Origin of the sequence: Micromonospora sediminicola (genome assembly GCF_900089585.1) — a bacterium.
Taxonomy (GTDB): Bacteria; Actinomycetota; Actinomycetes; order Mycobacteriales; family Micromonosporaceae; genus Micromonospora; species Micromonospora sediminicola.
The window spans coordinates 3,848,400-3,864,932 of the sequence record NZ_FLRH01000003.1; the positions used below are offsets into that span (position 1 = coordinate 3,848,400).

At 74.2% G+C, this 16,533-nt stretch carries 18 protein-coding genes; 13 read left to right on the forward strand and 5 right to left on the reverse strand.

Annotated features, from left to right (window positions below):
- The first annotated feature begins 12 nt into the window (after positions 1-12).
- From GA0070622_RS18420 to GA0070622_RS18460, 9 genes are all read left to right on the forward strand, one after another.
- On the forward strand, positions 13-831 hold the full coding sequence (locus GA0070622_RS18420; protein ID WP_091574449.1) for a TIGR04222 domain-containing membrane protein: 819 nt from the start codon (positions 13-15) through the stop codon (positions 829-831).
- 68 nt (positions 832-899) lie between these two features.
- The gene (locus GA0070622_RS18425; RefSeq protein WP_091574450.1) at positions 900-2,369 is read left to right on the forward strand and encodes a hypothetical protein; all 1,470 of its coding nucleotides are present in this window, start codon (positions 900-902) and stop codon (positions 2,367-2,369) included.
- Positions 2,370-2,407: 38 nt separating this feature from the next.
- On the forward strand, positions 2,408-2,716 hold the full coding sequence (locus GA0070622_RS18430; protein WP_091574451.1) for a hypothetical protein: 309 nt from the start codon (positions 2,408-2,410) through the stop codon (positions 2,714-2,716).
- Positions 2,717-2,938: 222 nt separating this feature from the next.
- Positions 2,939-3,892, forward strand: coding sequence for an SMP-30/gluconolactonase/LRE family protein (locus GA0070622_RS18435; protein ID WP_091574452.1), 954 nt, complete (start codon positions 2,939-2,941; stop codon positions 3,890-3,892).
- Positions 3,893-4,084: 192 nt separating this feature from the next.
- Positions 4,085-4,543, forward strand: coding sequence for an HNH endonuclease (locus tag GA0070622_RS18440; RefSeq protein WP_091574453.1), 459 nt, complete (start codon positions 4,085-4,087; stop codon positions 4,541-4,543).
- A 392-nt stretch (positions 4,544-4,935) separates the two neighbouring features.
- On the forward strand, positions 4,936-5,496 hold the full coding sequence (locus tag GA0070622_RS18445; RefSeq protein ID WP_091574454.1) for a DUF1062 domain-containing protein: 561 nt from the start codon (positions 4,936-4,938) through the stop codon (positions 5,494-5,496).
- A gap of 64 nt (positions 5,497-5,560) precedes the next feature.
- Positions 5,561-6,046 carry a GNAT family N-acetyltransferase gene (locus GA0070622_RS18450; RefSeq protein ID WP_091574455.1) on the forward strand — a complete coding sequence of 162 codons (486 nt, stop codon included), beginning with the start codon at positions 5,561-5,563 and terminating at the stop codon, positions 6,044-6,046.
- 38 nt (positions 6,047-6,084) lie between these two features.
- Positions 6,085-6,504: a nuclear transport factor 2 family protein gene (locus GA0070622_RS18455; RefSeq protein ID WP_091574456.1), complete on the forward strand. Its 420-nt coding sequence runs from the start codon at positions 6,085-6,087 to the stop codon at positions 6,502-6,504.
- Between the two features lie 24 nt (positions 6,505-6,528).
- Positions 6,529-7,308 carry a class I SAM-dependent methyltransferase gene (locus GA0070622_RS18460; protein ID WP_091574457.1) on the forward strand — a complete coding sequence of 260 codons (780 nt, stop codon included), beginning with the start codon at positions 6,529-6,531 and terminating at the stop codon, positions 7,306-7,308.
- Between the two features lie 32 nt (positions 7,309-7,340).
- On the opposite strand, the gene GA0070622_RS18465 is transcribed toward GA0070622_RS18460, so the two are convergent.
- The 3 genes from GA0070622_RS18465 to GA0070622_RS18475 form a co-directional block, all read right to left on the reverse strand.
- Complete coding sequence (locus tag GA0070622_RS18465) at positions 7,341-8,009, reverse strand: nucleotidyl transferase AbiEii/AbiGii toxin family protein (RefSeq protein ID WP_091574458.1); 669 nt, start codon at positions 8,007-8,009, stop codon at positions 7,341-7,343.
- Entirely contained in the window at positions 8,009-8,365 is a 357-nt protein-coding gene (locus GA0070622_RS18470; RefSeq protein WP_091574459.1) for a hypothetical protein, read from the reverse strand. The genes GA0070622_RS18465 and GA0070622_RS18470 overlap by 1 nt, the downstream gene beginning before the upstream one ends.
- A 95-nt stretch (positions 8,366-8,460) precedes the next feature.
- Positions 8,461-8,946 (reverse strand): DnaJ family domain-containing protein, encoded by a 486-nt coding sequence (locus GA0070622_RS18475; RefSeq protein ID WP_091577636.1) that lies wholly within the window; start codon positions 8,944-8,946, stop codon positions 8,461-8,463.
- Between the two features lie 110 nt (positions 8,947-9,056).
- On the opposite strand from GA0070622_RS18475, the gene GA0070622_RS18480 reads away from it, so the two are divergent.
- Entirely contained in the window at positions 9,057-9,452 is a 396-nt protein-coding gene (locus GA0070622_RS18480) for a YkvA family protein (RefSeq protein ID WP_091574460.1), read from the forward strand.
- Positions 9,453-9,455: 3 nt separating this feature from the next.
- Here the strand turns inward: GA0070622_RS18480 and GA0070622_RS18485 are convergent, their stop codons facing one another.
- Positions 9,456-10,001, reverse strand: a complete 546-nt coding sequence (locus GA0070622_RS18485) for a GNAT family N-acetyltransferase (RefSeq protein WP_091574461.1) — start codon at positions 9,999-10,001, stop codon at positions 9,456-9,458.
- Between the two features lie 119 nt (positions 10,002-10,120).
- Here GA0070622_RS18485 and GA0070622_RS18490 point away from each other — a divergent pair, with 119 nt between their 5' ends.
- Positions 10,121-10,771, forward strand: coding sequence for a LysE family translocator (locus tag GA0070622_RS18490; RefSeq protein WP_091574462.1), 651 nt, complete (start codon positions 10,121-10,123; stop codon positions 10,769-10,771).
- Here GA0070622_RS18490 and GA0070622_RS18495 read toward each other — a convergent pair.
- Positions 10,690-12,780: a beta-galactosidase gene (locus GA0070622_RS18495; protein ID WP_091574463.1), complete on the reverse strand. Its 2,091-nt coding sequence runs from the start codon at positions 12,778-12,780 to the stop codon at positions 10,690-10,692. The two genes, GA0070622_RS18490 and GA0070622_RS18495, sit on opposite strands and share 82 nt — an antisense overlap.
- A gap of 114 nt (positions 12,781-12,894) precedes the next feature.
- Here GA0070622_RS18495 and GA0070622_RS18500 point away from each other — a divergent pair, with 114 nt between their 5' ends.
- Positions 12,895-15,228: a TIM-barrel domain-containing protein gene (locus GA0070622_RS18500; protein WP_091574464.1), complete on the forward strand. Its 2,334-nt coding sequence runs from the start codon at positions 12,895-12,897 to the stop codon at positions 15,226-15,228.
- A gap of 78 nt (positions 15,229-15,306) precedes the next feature.
- Positions 15,307-16,518: an ROK family transcriptional regulator gene (locus tag GA0070622_RS18505; protein WP_091574465.1), complete on the forward strand. Its 1,212-nt coding sequence runs from the start codon at positions 15,307-15,309 to the stop codon at positions 16,516-16,518.
- Positions 16,519-16,533: the final 15 nt, after the last annotated feature.

Sequence of the window (16,533 nt, forward strand, 5' to 3'; positions counted from 1 at the left end):
ATACTTGTCGCCATGCTCTGGGGTGTCAGCGGGCCGCTCTTCCTCCTCGACTACCTCGGCGCGGTCGCCGTGGCCGCCGCGATCGCCCTGGCCGTACGGGAACTGACCGGCCGGCGGGCCGCCGGCGCGACGCCCGACCGGGTCGAACTGGCCTACCTCACCGACCGCGCGCTGCTGGCCTGCCAGGTGGGGATCGCCGCGCTGCGCCGCGCCGGCGGGGTGAGCACCGGCGAACTCGCCACGCTGCGCGCCAACGGCCCCCCACCGGCCCGACCATCCGGTCTGGTCCGCGCCCTGCACACCGCCCTGCGCCGCCCGCAGACCTGGGCCGCCGTCCTCGCCGACCCCGACGTCGCTCGGGCGCTGCGCCGGATGGTCGGCCGGCTGGTCCGCGACGGTTGGCTGCTCACCCGCGCCCAACGCCGCCGGATCGCGCTGGGCACCCTGCCGCTGTTCGCGATCGCCGCCGTCGGCGTGACCCGGCTCGTGGACAGCGCCGTCGAGGGACGCTCCGCCGGCGGCCCGGCCTCGGTCGCCGGGCTGCTGCTGTGCTGCCTGGCCACCGCGCTGGGCGGCTGGTGGCTGACCGAGGTGCCGGAGACCGGCGCCGCCGCCCGCCGCCTGCTGCGCCGGCTACGACGCGAGCACGCCGACCTCGACCCCGAACGCCGCCCCACCTGGCAGGGACGGGACACCGACGCGCTGCTGACCGCCATGGCGCTGTTCGGTCCCCGCCCGCTGCTCGCCGTCGACCCGGCCTTCGCCGTCCAGGTCGGCGTCGACCCGGACCGCGGCCGACCCCGCCCGGAGCCGAAACCCGCCCGCCGCTGAGCCCTCGACGGGCGGCGGCGACGCCGATGCGGCAGAGTGGCCCCACGACCGCGAGCAGGAGGTGACCCGTGGACGGCCCGACCGGGGTGGTGTTCCCCGCGACCGCCGACGGCCGGCGCAGCACGACCGCGCTGGGACGCGCCGTGGTCGCCGACGCGCTGCGCGCGGTCGACCCGATCGGCGCGCGCTCCGCCGAGCACGAGACCGACTGGCGGCGGGGCTACGTCGGCCACTTCCGCCGCCTGGTCGAGGCCGGCCTGCTCTCCCGCGACGCCGCGCTCACCGTCGCCCGCGACGGCCTCGCCGCGCTGCACACCCGCATGCGGTACGCCCCGCCGCGCGGCGGCCCCGAGACCACACCGGCCGAGGCGTTCGCGTCGGACGACCGGGAACCGCCGCTGCGGACCGCCACGGTCACCGGCTCCGGCCCGGTGGAGCGCGAGCTGTCCCTGCCCTACCGGGGGCAACGCCTGCGCGGCGACGACCTGCGCCGCCGGCTCGACGCGTGGGTCGACGCCGGGGTCATCGAGCCCAGCTGCGCCGAGGCGGTCGGCCGGGTGCTGGCCAACCCGGACTGGCTGGACCTGCGCGACCAACGGATCGTGGTGCTCGGCGCGGGCGCCGAGATGGGCCCGCTGCCCTCGGTGCTGCGCTGGGGCGGCGACGTCGTCGCGGTCGACCTGCCCCGCCCGGAGATCTGGCGCCGCGTCCTGCGTACCGCCCGCCGCCACGGCGGCCGGCTGCACCTGCCCGTGCCGCCGGACACCGGGGACGACGACGCGGCGCTGACCGCCGCCGCCGGGGCGGACCTGCTGCACCGCCTCCCGCAGGCCGCCCGGTGGCTCGCCGGGCTCGACGGTCGGCTCGTGCTCGGCAACTACGTCTACGCCGACGGCGCCACCAACGTCCGGGTGGCCACCGCGGTCGACGCGCTCACCGTCGAGCTGACCGGGCAGCGCCCGGACGCCGCGCTGGCGTTCCTGGCCACCCCCACCGACGTGTACGCGGTCCCCGGCGACGCGGTCGCCCACGCCGAGCGCGGGTACGCCGCCCGTGGCACGGCTCGACGGACCCTGCGGCTGATCTCCGGCGGCCGGCTGCTGCACCGCAACTACCCGCCCGGCGCCGACCCGGGCATCAACGACAGCCTGGTGCCCCAGCAGGGGCCGAACTACGCGCTGGCCAAGCGGCTGCAACGCTGGCGCGCGGCGGTGGCCCGAGACGCCGGCGCCACGGTGTCGTTCACCGTCGCGCCGCCCACCCGCACCCGGTCGGTGCTGCGCAACCGCGCGCTCGCCGCCGCGTACGCCGGGGCGCACCGCTTCGGCGTCGAGGTGTTCGAGCCGGCCACCAGCAACACACTGATGGCCGCGCTGCTCGTGCACGATCTGCGCACCGGCGGTGGACCGGCGCAGGAGCACCCGTGGCGGGACGAAACGTACGCGGCGGCACACGGCGGACTGTGGCGCGTGCCGTACGCCCCGCGCAGCGCGCTGGGCCTGGCGGTGCTGCTGGGCCTCGGCGGGGCCCGGGCCTGAGCGGGTTTCCTTGTCTTGGGCGCCGGGAAGGCTCCGGTATGGCCGAGACATTCGTGAGCGAAGACCTGAAGACGCTGCAGTCGATGGCGCGCGGGGCCGGGATTCCGGATGCCGAGCGTCTGTCCCACGACGACCTGGTGGAGGTGTTGCGCCGGGCCGGGCTGGCCGACGGCAGCCAGGACGACTGGCCGGACCAGCCGATCGAGGATCCGGCGCACCTGGCCGGACTGCCCCGCAGCTCGCTGCGGCAGGGTGACGAGAGCACCGGCGGTCGGGCCGCCGAGGAGGCGATCGGCGCCCGGCCCGGCGAGTCCGGCACCGAGATTGACGACCGCACCGAACGCTGACCGCAAGAACGGGCGGCTCCCGCAGAGCGGGGGCCGCCCGTTCGTGCTCCCGGTACCACGACTACGGCGTGCCGATGATTCCGGGAGGCTGGCCGGGCACGCCGGGCAGCAGTCCCGCCGCTGACAACCGATCGGGCCGCCCGAACGGTTTCCTCACTGTCGGGCTCCACAAGGGAGCCCAGGTCAGGTCAGGTGGTGGCTCTGTTGCGCAGAAACTCGATCATGGTCCTCGTTCCGGTGCTGGCCGCGGTCGGCCTCGTCGCTCCCAGCCCGGCGATCGCCGACGCCGGCGCTTCCTCGCCTCGCGTCGCCGGCCCGTCCCACCGCACCTACTTCCCGTCCCGCATCGCGTTGCCGGACGGCTTCACACCGGAGGGACTCACCATCGGCCGCGGCACCACGGTCTACGTGGGGTCCATCCTCGACGGCGCGATCTGGCGGGGGGACCTGCGCACCGGACGGGGCGCAGTACTGGTGCCGGGGGTGCCCGGCACCGACAAGGCGGGACTGAAGGTGGACGCGCAGGACCGGCTCTGGACCGCCGACTTCTCCGGTGGCGGCGCCAGCGTGTACCACGCTCGGACCGGTGCCCTGCTGGCTCGCTACCGGTTCACCGATCAGCCCGGAAGCCTGGTCAACGACTTGGTGATCACTCCCCGGGCGGTGTACTTCACCGACTCCACCCGACCAGTGCTGTATGTCGTGCCACTTGGTCCCCGTGGCCGGCTGCCGGCCGGCTCGGCCGTTCGGACGCTCGCCCTCAGCGGGCCGGCGGCCGAACCGGACGCGTTCGCGAACGGGATCGTCACGCTGCCGGACGGAGACCTGCTGGTCGCCCAGATGCTCGCCGGTCGGCTGGTCCGGATCGATCCGGCCACCGGTGCCAGCCGTGCGTTCGACCTCGGCGGCTACTCCGTGACCCGGGCCGACGGGTTGGTGCGGCGGGGCCGCACCCTCTACGTCATCCGCAACCTGACCAATGTCGTGGCCGTCTTCCGGCTGTCGCCCGGGTACGACTCCGCGACTCTGGTCCGAGAGATCACCGATGTGCGACTGCGGGTGCCGGCGACCGGCGACCTCTTCGGACCCTGGCTGTACGTGGTCAACGGCCGGTTCGACGTCGAGCCGACACCGAGCACCGACTACGACATCGTCCGGCTGCCCGCCTGGCAGTGAGACGACGCCGACTGACCGGGGCCGCCGGCCCAGGTCAGCCGGCCGCTCGGGTGAGTCGCCCCGCTGACCGGGGCGGCTCACCCGTCTTCTCGTCGCCGGGTGACCCCGCTGAGCCCCGGCACGGGGCCGGCATCTGGCGGACCGGGGGCAGGACCGCAGAGCGTTGTCGGAGGACGTCTCTACGCTTTCTGCATGCTGTCCCAGGTGACCGGCCTGTCCCGGCACTTCACGGAGGAATCACTACGCTCCTACCTGCTGGCCCGCTCGCAGCGCCTGCCGACGGGCTGCCTCGTGGTGCGTGGATATGGCGGCCAGCGCGGCGTCTACCAGAAGCTCGCCGGACGCGCCTGGGCCCACATCGCGGCATACGCGGTCTTCGTCGGCGGCTACCGGCCGGACCTTGACGTCCATCACGACTGCGGTGTGCCCGACTGCATCGAGCCGACCCACCTGCGTCAGCTCAGTCACGCCGACAACTGTCGGGAACGTCGACAGCAGTCGCTCTGCCGTAACGGACACGACCGGGAGGTCGATCCCGACACCGGACGCTTCCGGAAGGTGTGCCGTCGCTGCAACAGCGAAGCGCAGAGGCGGTGGCGTGAGCGGCGCGCGGCCGAGGTGGCCGCGGCCAAAGCTTCCTACCGGTCGTGAACGGGACGTCGTGGCCGCCCGGTACACCACCGTAAAGCCTTACGCATAGGAACTGTCATTATGATGTACCGCCCTTTCGTCCGTTATGTCTGCGCTAATTAATGGATTGTCGTTACCGGTAATCCGTTAATTAGGGCGTGGGTCGGCGGTAAAGCGCTTGAGGCGTACCTCGGCCCTCGCTTACGGTCGCCGCGACCCCGCACCCCTGAGGACAGAGGACGAACCGCGTGACCCCGCCTGCTCTCTGAACCTGACACGCCTTTCACCCACCCCGAGCCGACGCTTCCCCGTCGGCTCCGCCGGGCTGCCTCCACGCGCCCGGTCACACGGCGATCGAGGCCGCGCGTCATCGGCCTCGTGTCAGGTCTACAGAGATCAGGTTTTCCGTCCTCATGTCTTCATCACCCCATGTCGTGCTGCCCTGGTTCGTCCGCCGGACCAGGGTTCCGCTGCTGTCACTGCGCTGCGTGGACTGCCGATCGGAGTCCGCCACCACCGGCGACGGCCGGTTCCGGGTCAACGCCAACGGCAAACTGCTCGACGTCTGGCTGCTGGTCCGATGCGTCTCCTGCGACCGGACCAGCAAGCTGACCGTGCACGAGCGGGCGCCGGTCAGCTCGCTCGACCCGGCCACGCTCCACGGCTACCACGTCAACGACCCGGTCCTGGTCGCCGTCACACTGGTCGATCCGGCGCTGGCCCGGCGCGGTCGCTTCACGTTGGACTGGACCGGCGCCTGGCGTCTGGACACCCCGACCGAACGGCCCGCCGAGGCGTGGCCGCTGCGGGTCGAGGTCACCTTCGAGGACCCGGTGCCGGTGCGCCCGGACCGGCTCATCGCCCACGGCCTGGGCCTCAGCCGGCACGAGGTGCTGCGCCGGGTCAAGGGCGACGTGTCGCTGCGCCGCCCGAGAAGCACCGACTTCACCTTCACCGTGCTGGCCGAGGGTTAGCGACGCGCCGGTCGTGGCGGGGCACCCCGCCCGCCACGACCGGCGCGTGGGCGACACTTGCGGAGTGACAACGACGATCGTGCCGATGACCTGTGCTCATCCGGCGTTCGACCGCACCGCTGCCCTGTTCGACGCCTACCGGGTGCACTACGGCCTACCGTCATCTCCCGAGACGACCCGCTCCTGGCTGCACGATCAGCTCGCACAGCACCGGATCTCCGCTGCTGCCGCCGTCCAGGCCGACCAGGTCTGCGGTTTCGTCACGGCCATGGTCATGCCCGCATCGCTCATGCTGGGCACCGCGTGGTCGATCCGTGACCTGTACGTGGACCCGCGCCACCGCCGTAGCGGTGTCGCGTCCGCACTCCTGCAGCACGTCATCCACAGTGCTCGTGCTGCCGGTGCCTCGCGCCTGTCGCTGCAGACCGAGACCGACAACGTCCCGGCCCTGACGCTCTACACGCAGGCCGGCTTCCGGCCCGTCACCGGCCTGGAACTACTCAATCTCCGCCTCGACCCCACCCCGGAAGATCCAGGAGACACGACCTAGGCTGGTTCCGTCGATGAGGATCCATCTCGGGAGGCACGATGGCGGGTCGGGCACGGGAGGTCGTCGAGCGGGTCCTGCGCGCCAGCCGGGAGGGCGACGTCGAGGCGTTCGTGGAGCTGATGGCCCCGGAAGGCTACATCGAGTGGCCGTTCCGCCCCGCCGGTGTGCCCGGCCGGGTGCGGGGGCGGGCCGACGTCCGCCGGCACCTGATCGAGACGGCCGGCACCCTGATCACGTTCGACGAGTACCGCGACGTGGTGATCCACGAGACGCTCGACCCCGAGGTGGTCATCGTGGAGTACGACGCCGTCGGCAGCGTGGTCGCCACCGCGGAGCCGTTCGAGCAGACGGTGATCGCCGTGTTCCGCGTCCAGGACGGACTCGTCGTGTCCTACCGCGACTACATCAACCCGCTGCCGCTGATGGAGGCGCTGACCGGCGGCGCGGGAAACCGCTGAGGCGAACGACGGAAAGGCGGGTCCATGGGACACGACGACCAGGTCCGACACTCCTCGTCCTTCGGCGCGGCGGCGACCGCGTACGCCGAACACCGCCCGGACTACGCGCGCGACGCGGTGCGGTGGGCGCTCGCACACTCGCCCGGCCCGCGGGTGCTCGACCTCGGCGCCGGCACCGGCAAGCTCACCGCCGGACTGCGCGCGGCCGACGTCGACGTCAGCGCGGTGGAGCCCGATCCGGCGATGCTGGCCGAGCTACGCCGCGCGGTGCCGGACGTCCGCGCGCTGCCGGGCAGCGCCGAGGCGATCCCGCTGCCGGACGCGTCCGTCGACGCCGTGCTGGCCGGCAACGCGATGCACTGGTTCGACATGGCCGCCGCCGGTCCGGAGATCGCCCGGGTGCTCGCGCCCGGCGGCACTCTGGCCGGGCTGTGGAACGTGCTGGACGACCGGGTGGACTGGGTCGCCGAGTTGGCGCGGGTCAGCGGGAGCGCCGCCGTCGGCCCTCGGGACACGCCCGCCTCCTGGCGCGTCGAGACGGCGCGGATGCACGTCCCGACCAACGGCGCCGCCGCCCGGTTCGAACGTCCGGAGCAGGCCGAATTCCCGCACGGACAGCGTCGTACCGCCGACTCCCTGGTGGCGACGCTGGCCACCCGCGCCGGGATGCTGGTCATGCCGGCGGAGGAACGCGACGCCACGCTCGGCCGGATCCGCGCGTTCCTGGCGAGCCGCCCGGAGACCGCGGCCGGCGAGTTCACGCTTCCGATGCTGACCTGCGTGCTCCGCGTGCGGCGACGCTGAACCCGCGCGGATGCCGTCTCATGCGCCGCGCGCTAGGCAGCGCTCGCCCGGGGCCAGTCCGTGAAGGCCTTGCGCAGCTCGTGGATCTGCGTGGGGGTGAGTCGGTAGAGCGCGAAGACGGTGTCGGGTAGCCGGTCGAGCCGTCGGATCGCATCGGAGACCTCTTCGTCGGTGAGGTCGGGATCGGCGCGACGCCCGAGCGTGATCAACTCATGCCGGTCGTGACGCTTCATGAGCGCCGCGACATCTATGTAGTCGCGGGGTTGAGCACGGGTAACCATGGCTGCGACCTTCGTGCCGATGACGTCGTCGAGGTGCAGCACCGGGCCGATGTCGAGGACAACGGGGCTGGCGGTGCGGGCGAAGCGCACGAGTTGCAGCCGAACGGCCTGGTCGTCCCGGTGTACCTCGAACTCGGTCATCTCCTGGTCTAAGCCGTAGAAGACACCGCTCAACTCGCTGGACTCGGCCATGATCTCGACCTGGAAGCCCGCGTCGAGCAGGGCGCCGCGGACGTGTCCGCTCGCGGCGGCGACGCCTCCGTCGACGTTCGTGAAGAGGTCGACGTCCTCGGTGGGCCGTTCACCGATGCCGTGAGCGATCAGTGCCTGACCACCGGCGAGGGCAAACCCGTGGCTACTCGCTGCGGCGAGCGCGATGCGGGCTACGTCGTGCTGGAACTGGTCGGGTGCAGACGACATCAGGCGGCAGCCTCGCGGGAGCGCAGGACCGGGTGACGCTCCTCCCAGGCGTGCCGCACCCCCCGGGGAAGGTAGAGCTGGGGCCAGAGTCGGACGAGGGTGGGGCCGTGCAACCAGGTGCGTAGTTCGTCGGATCGGACGGCTTCGGTGAGCACGGTCTCGTACATCCAGGTCAACAGGCCCGGCCGGTCGAGGTCGACGTGCCGGTCAGGCTGCCAGAACAGGCGGTGGGGCAGCTCGACGACGCCGGTGGTCGGGCCTCTCAACTCGCCGAGATCAGCGACCACGGCGGGCCGTCGTCCCGGCCGCGCCTCGTGCGGTCGACGCGAGCTGCGGACGAAACCGCTCGGATCCATGTCCCCAGAATAGGCCCTGGTGACCTGCGTTCGGGCCACGCCGGGCGCGGCCGGTCAGGAATCGGCGTGCCACAGGGTTGTGCGGCGGCGCCCGGTCAGCGGCGCCACCAGCGCCAGCCGCGGCGGGGACGCCCCGCGCGTCGACCGGTGTCCTGCGGCTCCGCCGCGGCGGCCGCCGACCGCTCGGCCGCGGCGCGTTCCCGGTCGGCCCGCCACCGGCGCACCGCCTCGTCGACGTTGACCGGGCGGACCACCACCCGCGGCCCGGTCGGGGTGCGCAGCCAGGCCACCACCTCGGTGTTGAGCGCGGCCACGTACGACCGCACCGCCTCCTCGGTGGGCAGGTCGCGCAGCTCGGCCGGGAGCTGCTCGATGCGGCGGCGCAACTGCAGCGGCGTGGGCAGCATCAGGTCGGACGGGATCTGTTCCCGCTCCATGAAGCTGCGGATCCACCAGCCCTCGTCGTAGGGCAGGTCCCGGCCCGGGATCGGCTTGCCCGCGCCCGGCAGGTTGTCGAACTCGCCGCGCTCCTGGGCCGAGCGGATCTGCGCCTCGACCGCGGCCTCCCAGCCTGTCGTCACCGCCGTCACCTCCCGTACCCACCGTATCCGCCGGTTCCCGACCAGGGTCAGCGTCGGACGGGCCCGGGGTTGTTCCCGGCCGTGCCGGGAGCAGGCGTAGCGTGCCCGGCATGCGCGACTGGCTGATCGGGCTCGGGGTGGCGCTGGCCTGCCTGGTGGTGAGCTGGGCGGTGCTCGTGCTGCTGGCCCGGCGGCTGCCGCCCGGGCCGCTGCGTGACCTGGCCGCGTTCCTGCCCGACTGCGCCACCACGGTGCGGCGGCTGCGCCGGGACCCGAGGGTGCCGCGCCGCGCCCGGATCGCGATCATCGTCGCCGGTGTCTGGGTGGCCAGCCCGATCGACCTGATCCCGGAGTTCCTGCCGGTGATCGGCCCGTTGGACGACGTCGTGGTGGTCGCCCTCGCGCTGCGCTACGCCGGCCGGCAGGTGCCCCGGCAGGTGCTGCTCGACGCGTGGCCGGGCGAGCCGCGCCTGCTGCTGCGCCTGCTCGGCGCCCCGGCGGACTGACGGTCAGGTCAGCCGGCGGACGTGCCGGTGCCCGTCGCGGGGGAACGGTGGACGGGCCGGCAGCACCTCGACGAAGGCGTACCCGCTCTTCTCCGCCACCCGGCAGGAGGCCGGGTTGTCGATCTGGTGCAGCAGCTCCAGGCGGGTCAGCCCACCGGCGGCGAACCGGGCGAACGCCCAGCCGGTGACCGCCTCGACCGCCCGGGGCGCGACGCCCCGCCCGCGCGCCGGCGCCGCCGTCCAGTAGCCGACCTCGGCGTCCGGGCGGCCCGGCCGGACCTCCTTGAGCACCACGCAGGCCACCAGCCGCTCCCCCGGCGCGTCCTCCACCACCGCGAAGCTGAACCGGCGGTCGGCGGCCCAGCCCTGCCGGCTGCGGCGCACATAGTCCCGCGCCTCGGCCGGGGTGGTCACCGGGCGGCTGGTCCAGGCCCGCAGCACCGGGTCCCGGTAGGCCTCCAAGAGCGCGTCGGCGTCGCCGTCGCGCCACGGACGCAACAGCAGACCGGGCGCGGTGGGGGTGGCGTCGGCGGACAACACGATCGACATCCGGTCAGTATGGCGTCGTCCGGGTGGCGCGCGTCACCCCGCGCGGCGGCCGGAGCAGGACCGTGGCGTCACCGCCGGCGGCGTAGGGTCCGGGGCAGGGCCGACGGCGGGAGGGCGACATGGTCACGCTCGGTGCGGTGGTGGGGATCGCCCTGGTGGCGCTCGGTCTGGTGCTCACACCCGGGCCCAACATGGTCTACCTGGTGTCCCGGTCGGTCACCCAGGGCCGGCGGGCCGGCCTCGTGTCGCTGCTCGGGGTGGCGGTCGGGTTCGGCGTCTACCTGGCCGCCGCGGTCGCCGGCATCGCCACCGTCTTCGTGCTGGTGCCGCCGCTCTACACGGCCGTGAAGCTGGCCGGCGCGGCCTACCTGCTCTGGTTGGCGTGGCGCACGCTGCGCCCGGGCGGTCGGTCCGCGTTCACCCCGGCGCCGCTGCCGCCGGACCGGCCCCGACGGCTGTTCACCATGGGTCTGGTCACCAACCTGCTGAATCCGAAGATCGCCATCCTCTACGTGTCGCTGCTGCCGCAGTTCGTGGACCCGTCGCGCGGACACGTGGCGGTGCAGAGCCTGCTGCTCGGGCTGACCCAGATCGGCATCGCGCTGACCGTGAACGCGCTGATCGTGCTCAGCGCGGGGTCGGTGTCGGCGTTCCTCACCCGCCGGCCGGGCTGGGCCCGCGTCCAGCGTTACGTGATGGGCACGGTGCTGGCCGGGCTCGCGGTGCGCATCGCCGCCGACCGCTCGCGCGCCGCCGTCGCCACCCCCTGAGGCGGTACGCGCTCGCGCAGCACCGCCACGCCGCCCGGCGCGAGGGTGAGCACCTCCGCGACCGGCTCGTCGGTGAGCAGCTCGTGTCCGTCGGTCGCCACCCGCTGCGGCCGGTCGGTGTGGTTGAACAGGTACAGGCGGGTGTGGTCGCCGGCGTGCCGGCGTACCGCCTCGACGCCCGGGGGCGCCTCGGGGCAGGTGGGGCCGACGCCGGCGCGGCGGGCCACGTCGGTGAGCAACCGCCGGTAGGTGTCGTCGTCGGGGCGGGTGGAGACGTACCAGGTGAGGGCGTCGCCGACCCGCTGTCGGGTCACCGCCGGCCGGCCGTCCAGCACCCCGCCGATGTAGGCGGTGACCGGCTCCGCCCCGGTCAGGTGCACCGTCTCCGACCAGATCCGGCCGATCCCGCCGCTGGTCAGCGGCACCCGTTCGTCGTCGGCGAGCGGGTGGAACTCCTCCACCCGCACCCCGAGCAGGTCCCGGTACGCGCCCGGGTAGCCGCCGGGACGCACGCGGGCGTGTTCGTCGGCGACCCCGCTGAGCCAGGTGACCAGCAGGTGCCCGCCGGCGTGGACGTGGCGGCGGACCCAGTCGACGGTGGCGTCGGAGGCCAGGTAGAGCGCGGGGAGCAGGAGCAGCCGGTGCCCGTCGAGCGGGTCGCCGGGGGTCACCAGGTCGACGGTGATGCCGGCGTGCCACAACGCCCGGTGCGCGGCGGCCACCTCGCCCGGGTGGTCGAGGCCGTCGCGGGGCATGCCGGGGTGGCGCAGCGCCCAGCCGCTGGCGGTGTCGTGGGCGATCGCGACGCCCGCCTGCACCGCACCGCAGGCGGTGCCGGCGAGCCGGCCGAGCATGGCGCCGAGCCGGGTGACCTCGCGGAACACCCGGGTGTCCGCGCCGGCGTGCGACACCACCGCGGAGTGGAACCGTTCCGCGCCGCCGGCCGGTGCGCGCCACTGGAAGAACATCACCCCGCCGGAGCCGCGGGCCACGTGCGCGAGGCTGTGCCGGATCATCCGGCCCGGTTCCTTGGTGTGCATGCGGTGGGCGGTGTGGATCTGGCTCGGCGCGCTCTCCATCAGCAGCCACGGCACGGGACGGCCGGCCCCGTGGCGGGCCCAGCCCCGCGCGAGGTCGGCGGCGAGCGCGGTCTGCTCCTCGGCGCCCCGGTCGGTGCGGGACGGGTAGTGGTCGACGGCCACCAGGTCCACCTCCCGCGCCCAGCGGGCGTGGTCGACGGGCACCCAGTCGCCGAGCGCGTAGTTGGTGGTGACCGGCACCGCCGGGTTCGCCGCGCGCAGCAGGTCCCGCTGCGCGGTGTACGCGGACAGCAGCGTGTCGGACCAGAACCGGCGGAAGTCGAGCAGCTGCCCGGGGTTGCCCAGGTACTGCGTGGCGCGGGGCGGGGCGACCTGCGCCCAGTCGGTGTAGTGCTGGCCCCAGAAGCTGGTCACCCAGGCGTCGTTGAGCGCGTCGAGGTCGCCGTACCGGTCGGTGAGCCAGCGGCGGAACGCCGTCTCGACGTGCCCGCAGTGGCAGGTGGTGCCGTACTCGTTGTGCACGTGCCACAGCGCCAGCGCCGGGTGGTGGGCGTACCGGGCGGCCAGCACCTCGGCGATGCTCCGGGCGGCGGTCCGGTAGGCGGGCGCGGCGGCGCAGTAGGTGTCCCGGCTGCCGTGGTGCAGGCGTACCCCGTCGGCGGTGACCGGCAGCGCGTCCGGGTGGGCGAGGGAGAACCAGGGCGGCGGCGAGGCGGTGGGGGTGGCGAGCGCGGCCCGGATGCCGGCGTCCTGCAGCAGGTCCAGCACCCGGTCGAGCCAGTCCAGGGTGTAGCGGCCGGGTGCGGGCTCCAGGCGGGACCAGGCGAACACGCCGACGGTGACGAGGTCGATGCCGGCGGCGCGCATCAGCGCGACGTCCTCGCGCCACACCGTCTGAGGCCACTGCTCCGGGTTCCAGTCGCCGCCGTACCGGAGTCGACCGTCGGCCCACAGTCCTTTAGTTGTCATCAAAGCCAAAGTAAGAACAGGTGAGAGCGAAAGTCAATGCGGTCGCTCATTGACAGTTAGTTGTGGTTCCAAAGAAACTGGCGGAACCGCCCGTGTCGCCGCGAGGAGACGCCCATGCTGTACCGCCCGCCCCTGGTCCCGTTCGAGACGTTCGTGGCCGACCCGCCCGACCTGCCGGTGCGCGCCCCCGGCGAGGAGGGCGCCGACGACGTGCTGCGGGCCGAGGTGGCCGCCACCGACGCGCACGGGGTCACGCTCACCGCCACCTGCGCCTCCGGCCGCACCGTGGTCGCCCGGGTGGAGGCCGCCGGCCACGGCATCCTGCGGGTACGCCTCGCCGACGACCTCGCCGTGCGCAGCCGCTCGGCGCGGGCGCTGCCCCTGGTCCGGCCCGCCCCGCACCCGGCCGTGGTCACCGTCGACGACGCGTACGCGCGCGTGGACGCCGGCGCGGCGGTCGCCGAGGTGCGCCTCGACCCGTGGGGGCTGCGGTTCCTCACCCCGGACGGCCGGCTGCTGCTGGCCGCCGACACCGGCACCCGGGACATCAGCGGCCGGCGGCGCACCCTGCCGTTCGGGCGCTCCACCGTGGACGGTGAGCCGGCCGCCTGGCACGAGAGCTTCGTCGCCCCCGGCGACGAGCGGTTCGTCGGCTTCGGGGAGAAGTTCACGCCGCTGGACAAGCGCGGGCAGCGACCGCTGATGTGGAACTTCGACGCCTTCGGCGGGGAGTCCGACCGGTCGCACAAGAACGTGCCCTTCTACCTCTCCGACCGCGGCTACGGGGTGCTCGTCGACAGCGGCCTGCCGGTGCAGTTCGACGTCTGCGCCAGCACCCACAGCAGCGTGCAGGTGCTCGTCCCGGACGACCTGCTCGACTACTACGTGCTGGCCGGCCCGACCCCGGCGCAGGTGCTCGACCGGCTGGACGCGCTGACCGGCCGGCCCTATCTGCCGCCGCGCTGGGCGTTCGGGGCCTGGATCTCCTCCGGCTTCTTCCCGGACAGCCAGCAGCGGGTGCTGGAGCGGGCCCGGCTGATCCGCGAGCGGGACATCCCCTGCGACGTGCTGCACCTGGACTGCTACTGGCAGGTCGCCGGGCGCTGGTCGGAGCTGCGCTGGGACGAGCGGGCCTTCCCCGACCCGGCCGCAATGCTCAAGGACCTGGCCGAGCAGGGGTTCCGGGTGTGCCTGTGGATGAACCCCTACCTGATGACCGACAGCCCGCTCTACGCCGACGCCGAGGCCGCCGGCTACTTCCTGCGCCGCCCGGACGGCGCCACGTACGTCGCCGACACCTGGCACGGCAGCTATCCGGTCTGCGCCATGGTGGACCTCACCAACCCGGCGGCGGTGCGCTGGTTCCAGGGCCTGCTGCGCCCCCTGCTCGCGCAGGGCGTCGCGGTGTTCAAGACCGACTTCGCCGAGGCGGTGCCCGCCGACGCCGTGGCGCACAACGGCATGACCGGCGTCGAGCTGCACAACGTGTACGCGCTGCTGTTCAACGACGCGGTCGCCGACGTCACCGAGGAGGTGGCCGGGCACCGCACGGTCTGGGCACGCTCGTCGTACCTGGGCGGGCAGCGGCACAGCGCCCAGTGGAGCGGCGACGTCAACGCCACCTGGCCGGGAATGGCCAGCACGCTGCGCGGCGGGCTCTCCCACGGCCTGTCCGGGGTGCCCTTCTGGAGCCACGACACCGGCGGCTTCCACGGCACCCCCGACGCGGACCTGTACGTGCGCTGGACCCAGTTCGGCGCGCTGTCGCCGCTGGTCCGTCTGCATGGCACCACCAGCCGGCTGCCCTGGGACTTCCCGCCGGAGGCGGAACGGCACGCGGTGGCCGCGCTGCGGCTGCGGTACCGGCTGCTGCCGTACCTCTGGTCGGCGGCAGTGGACGCGGCCCGCACCGGCGCTCCGATGCTGCGCGCACTGCTCGTCGACACCCCGGACGACCCCACCGCCTGGACCACCGACCTGCAGTACCGTCTCGGCCGCGACCTGCTGGTCGCGCCGGTGCTCGACCCGTCCGGGGAACGCGCCGTCTACCTGCCGGCCGGCGACGACTGGCTGGACGCGACCACCGGTGAGAGCCACCGCGGCGGCCGACACCTGCGGGTACGCGTGCCGATCGACCGCCTGCCGCTGTACGTGCGACGCGGGGCGCTGGTCCCGGTGACCCCGGCCGCCCCCACCGTCGCCGAGGGGCCGTTCCGCGACGTCACGCTCGTGGCCTGGGGCGGCGCCGACGGCGTCACGGTCATACGCGACGAGGCCGGCGACACCACGGTCACCGCCGCCCGCGACGGCGACACGCTGCACGTGCGGGTGGACGGGCCGCTGGACGTGCGCGGAGTCTCGGTGGTCGGGGCGGACCCGCCGCGCCGGATCGTGCTCGACGGCGAGACCGTGCCGCCGACCGCGTTCGAGCCGTGGTTCGGGGGCTGACTCCGGCCCTCCGGACCGTCGCCGATTTAGTTTAAGCTGTAGCCGAAACCGGGGCCGGGCGCAGGAGGCGGGCAGTTCGTGATCAGCATCGACCGGCCGTCACGGACGGCCGACCTGGGCGACGTACGGGTGGCCAACCGGGCCGCGGTGCTGCGGCACGTCCGGCTGCACGCCCCCTGCTCCCGGGCCGACGTCGCCGCCCGCACCGGGCTGAACAAGGCCACCGTCTCCAGCCTGGTCGGCGAGCTGGTCGAGCACGGTCTGCTGCGCGAGACCGGACTGACCGAGAACCGGGTGGGCCGCCCGGCGACCATGCTCGTGCTCGACGGCTCCCGCTACGTCGGGCTCGGCCTGCGCATCGGCGCCGACGAACTGGTCGTGGTCGCCGTCGACGTGGCCGGCGAACGGGTCCTCACCTGGCGGCGGGCGTTCGCCGCCGCCACCGCCGGCCCGGACGAGACCGTGGCGGCGCTCGCCGCGCTGGCCCGCCGGGCGATCAACCGGGTCACCGGCACGGGCCGCACCGTGCTGGGCCTCACCGTGGGCGTGCCCGGCCCGGTGGACGCCGACGGCGTGGTGCCGGCGGCGCCGGCACTGGGCTGGCGCGGTGTGCCGCTCGCCGCCGCGCTGCGTCGCGCCCTGCGCGACCCGGGTTTCCCGATCGGCGTCGACACCGACGCCAACCTCGCCGTCTCGGCCGAGCTGCGACACGGTCCGTACGCCGGCACGGCCGACCTGGTGCACCTCACCGGCGGGCCGACCGCCGGGGTGGTCAGCGGCGGGCGGCTGCTGCGTGGCGGCCGGGGCTTCGCCGGCGAGATCGGCCACCTGCCGGTGCTGCCGGACGGGCCGGCGTGCGGGTGCGGTCGTCGGGGTTGTCTCGCCGCGCTCGTCGGCGTGGACGCCGTGGTGCGCCGCCTGCTGCCGGACGCCTTGCAGGACGGTCCGGTCACCGACCACCTGCCGGAGATCGAGCGGATCCAGGCGCTCGCCCGCGCCGGGAACGACCCGGTGCGGACCGGGCTCACCGAGGTCGGCCGGCAGCTCGGGCGGGCGGTGTGCGTCCTGGTCGACCTGCTCGACCCGGAGGTCGTCGTGCTGGGTGGGCACCTGGCCGCGCTCGCGCCGTGGCTGCTGCCGGCCGTCCGCGCCGAACTCGCCGACCGGACCCTGGCACCGCCGCCGGTGGTCCGGGTCGAGGCCAGCACGCTGGGCTCGGAGGCCAGCGCCCTCGGCGGCGCCACCGCCGCACTGGCCACCGTGGAGGCCGGGCACCTGCCCGCCGCCTGACCCCTTGACCGCGCC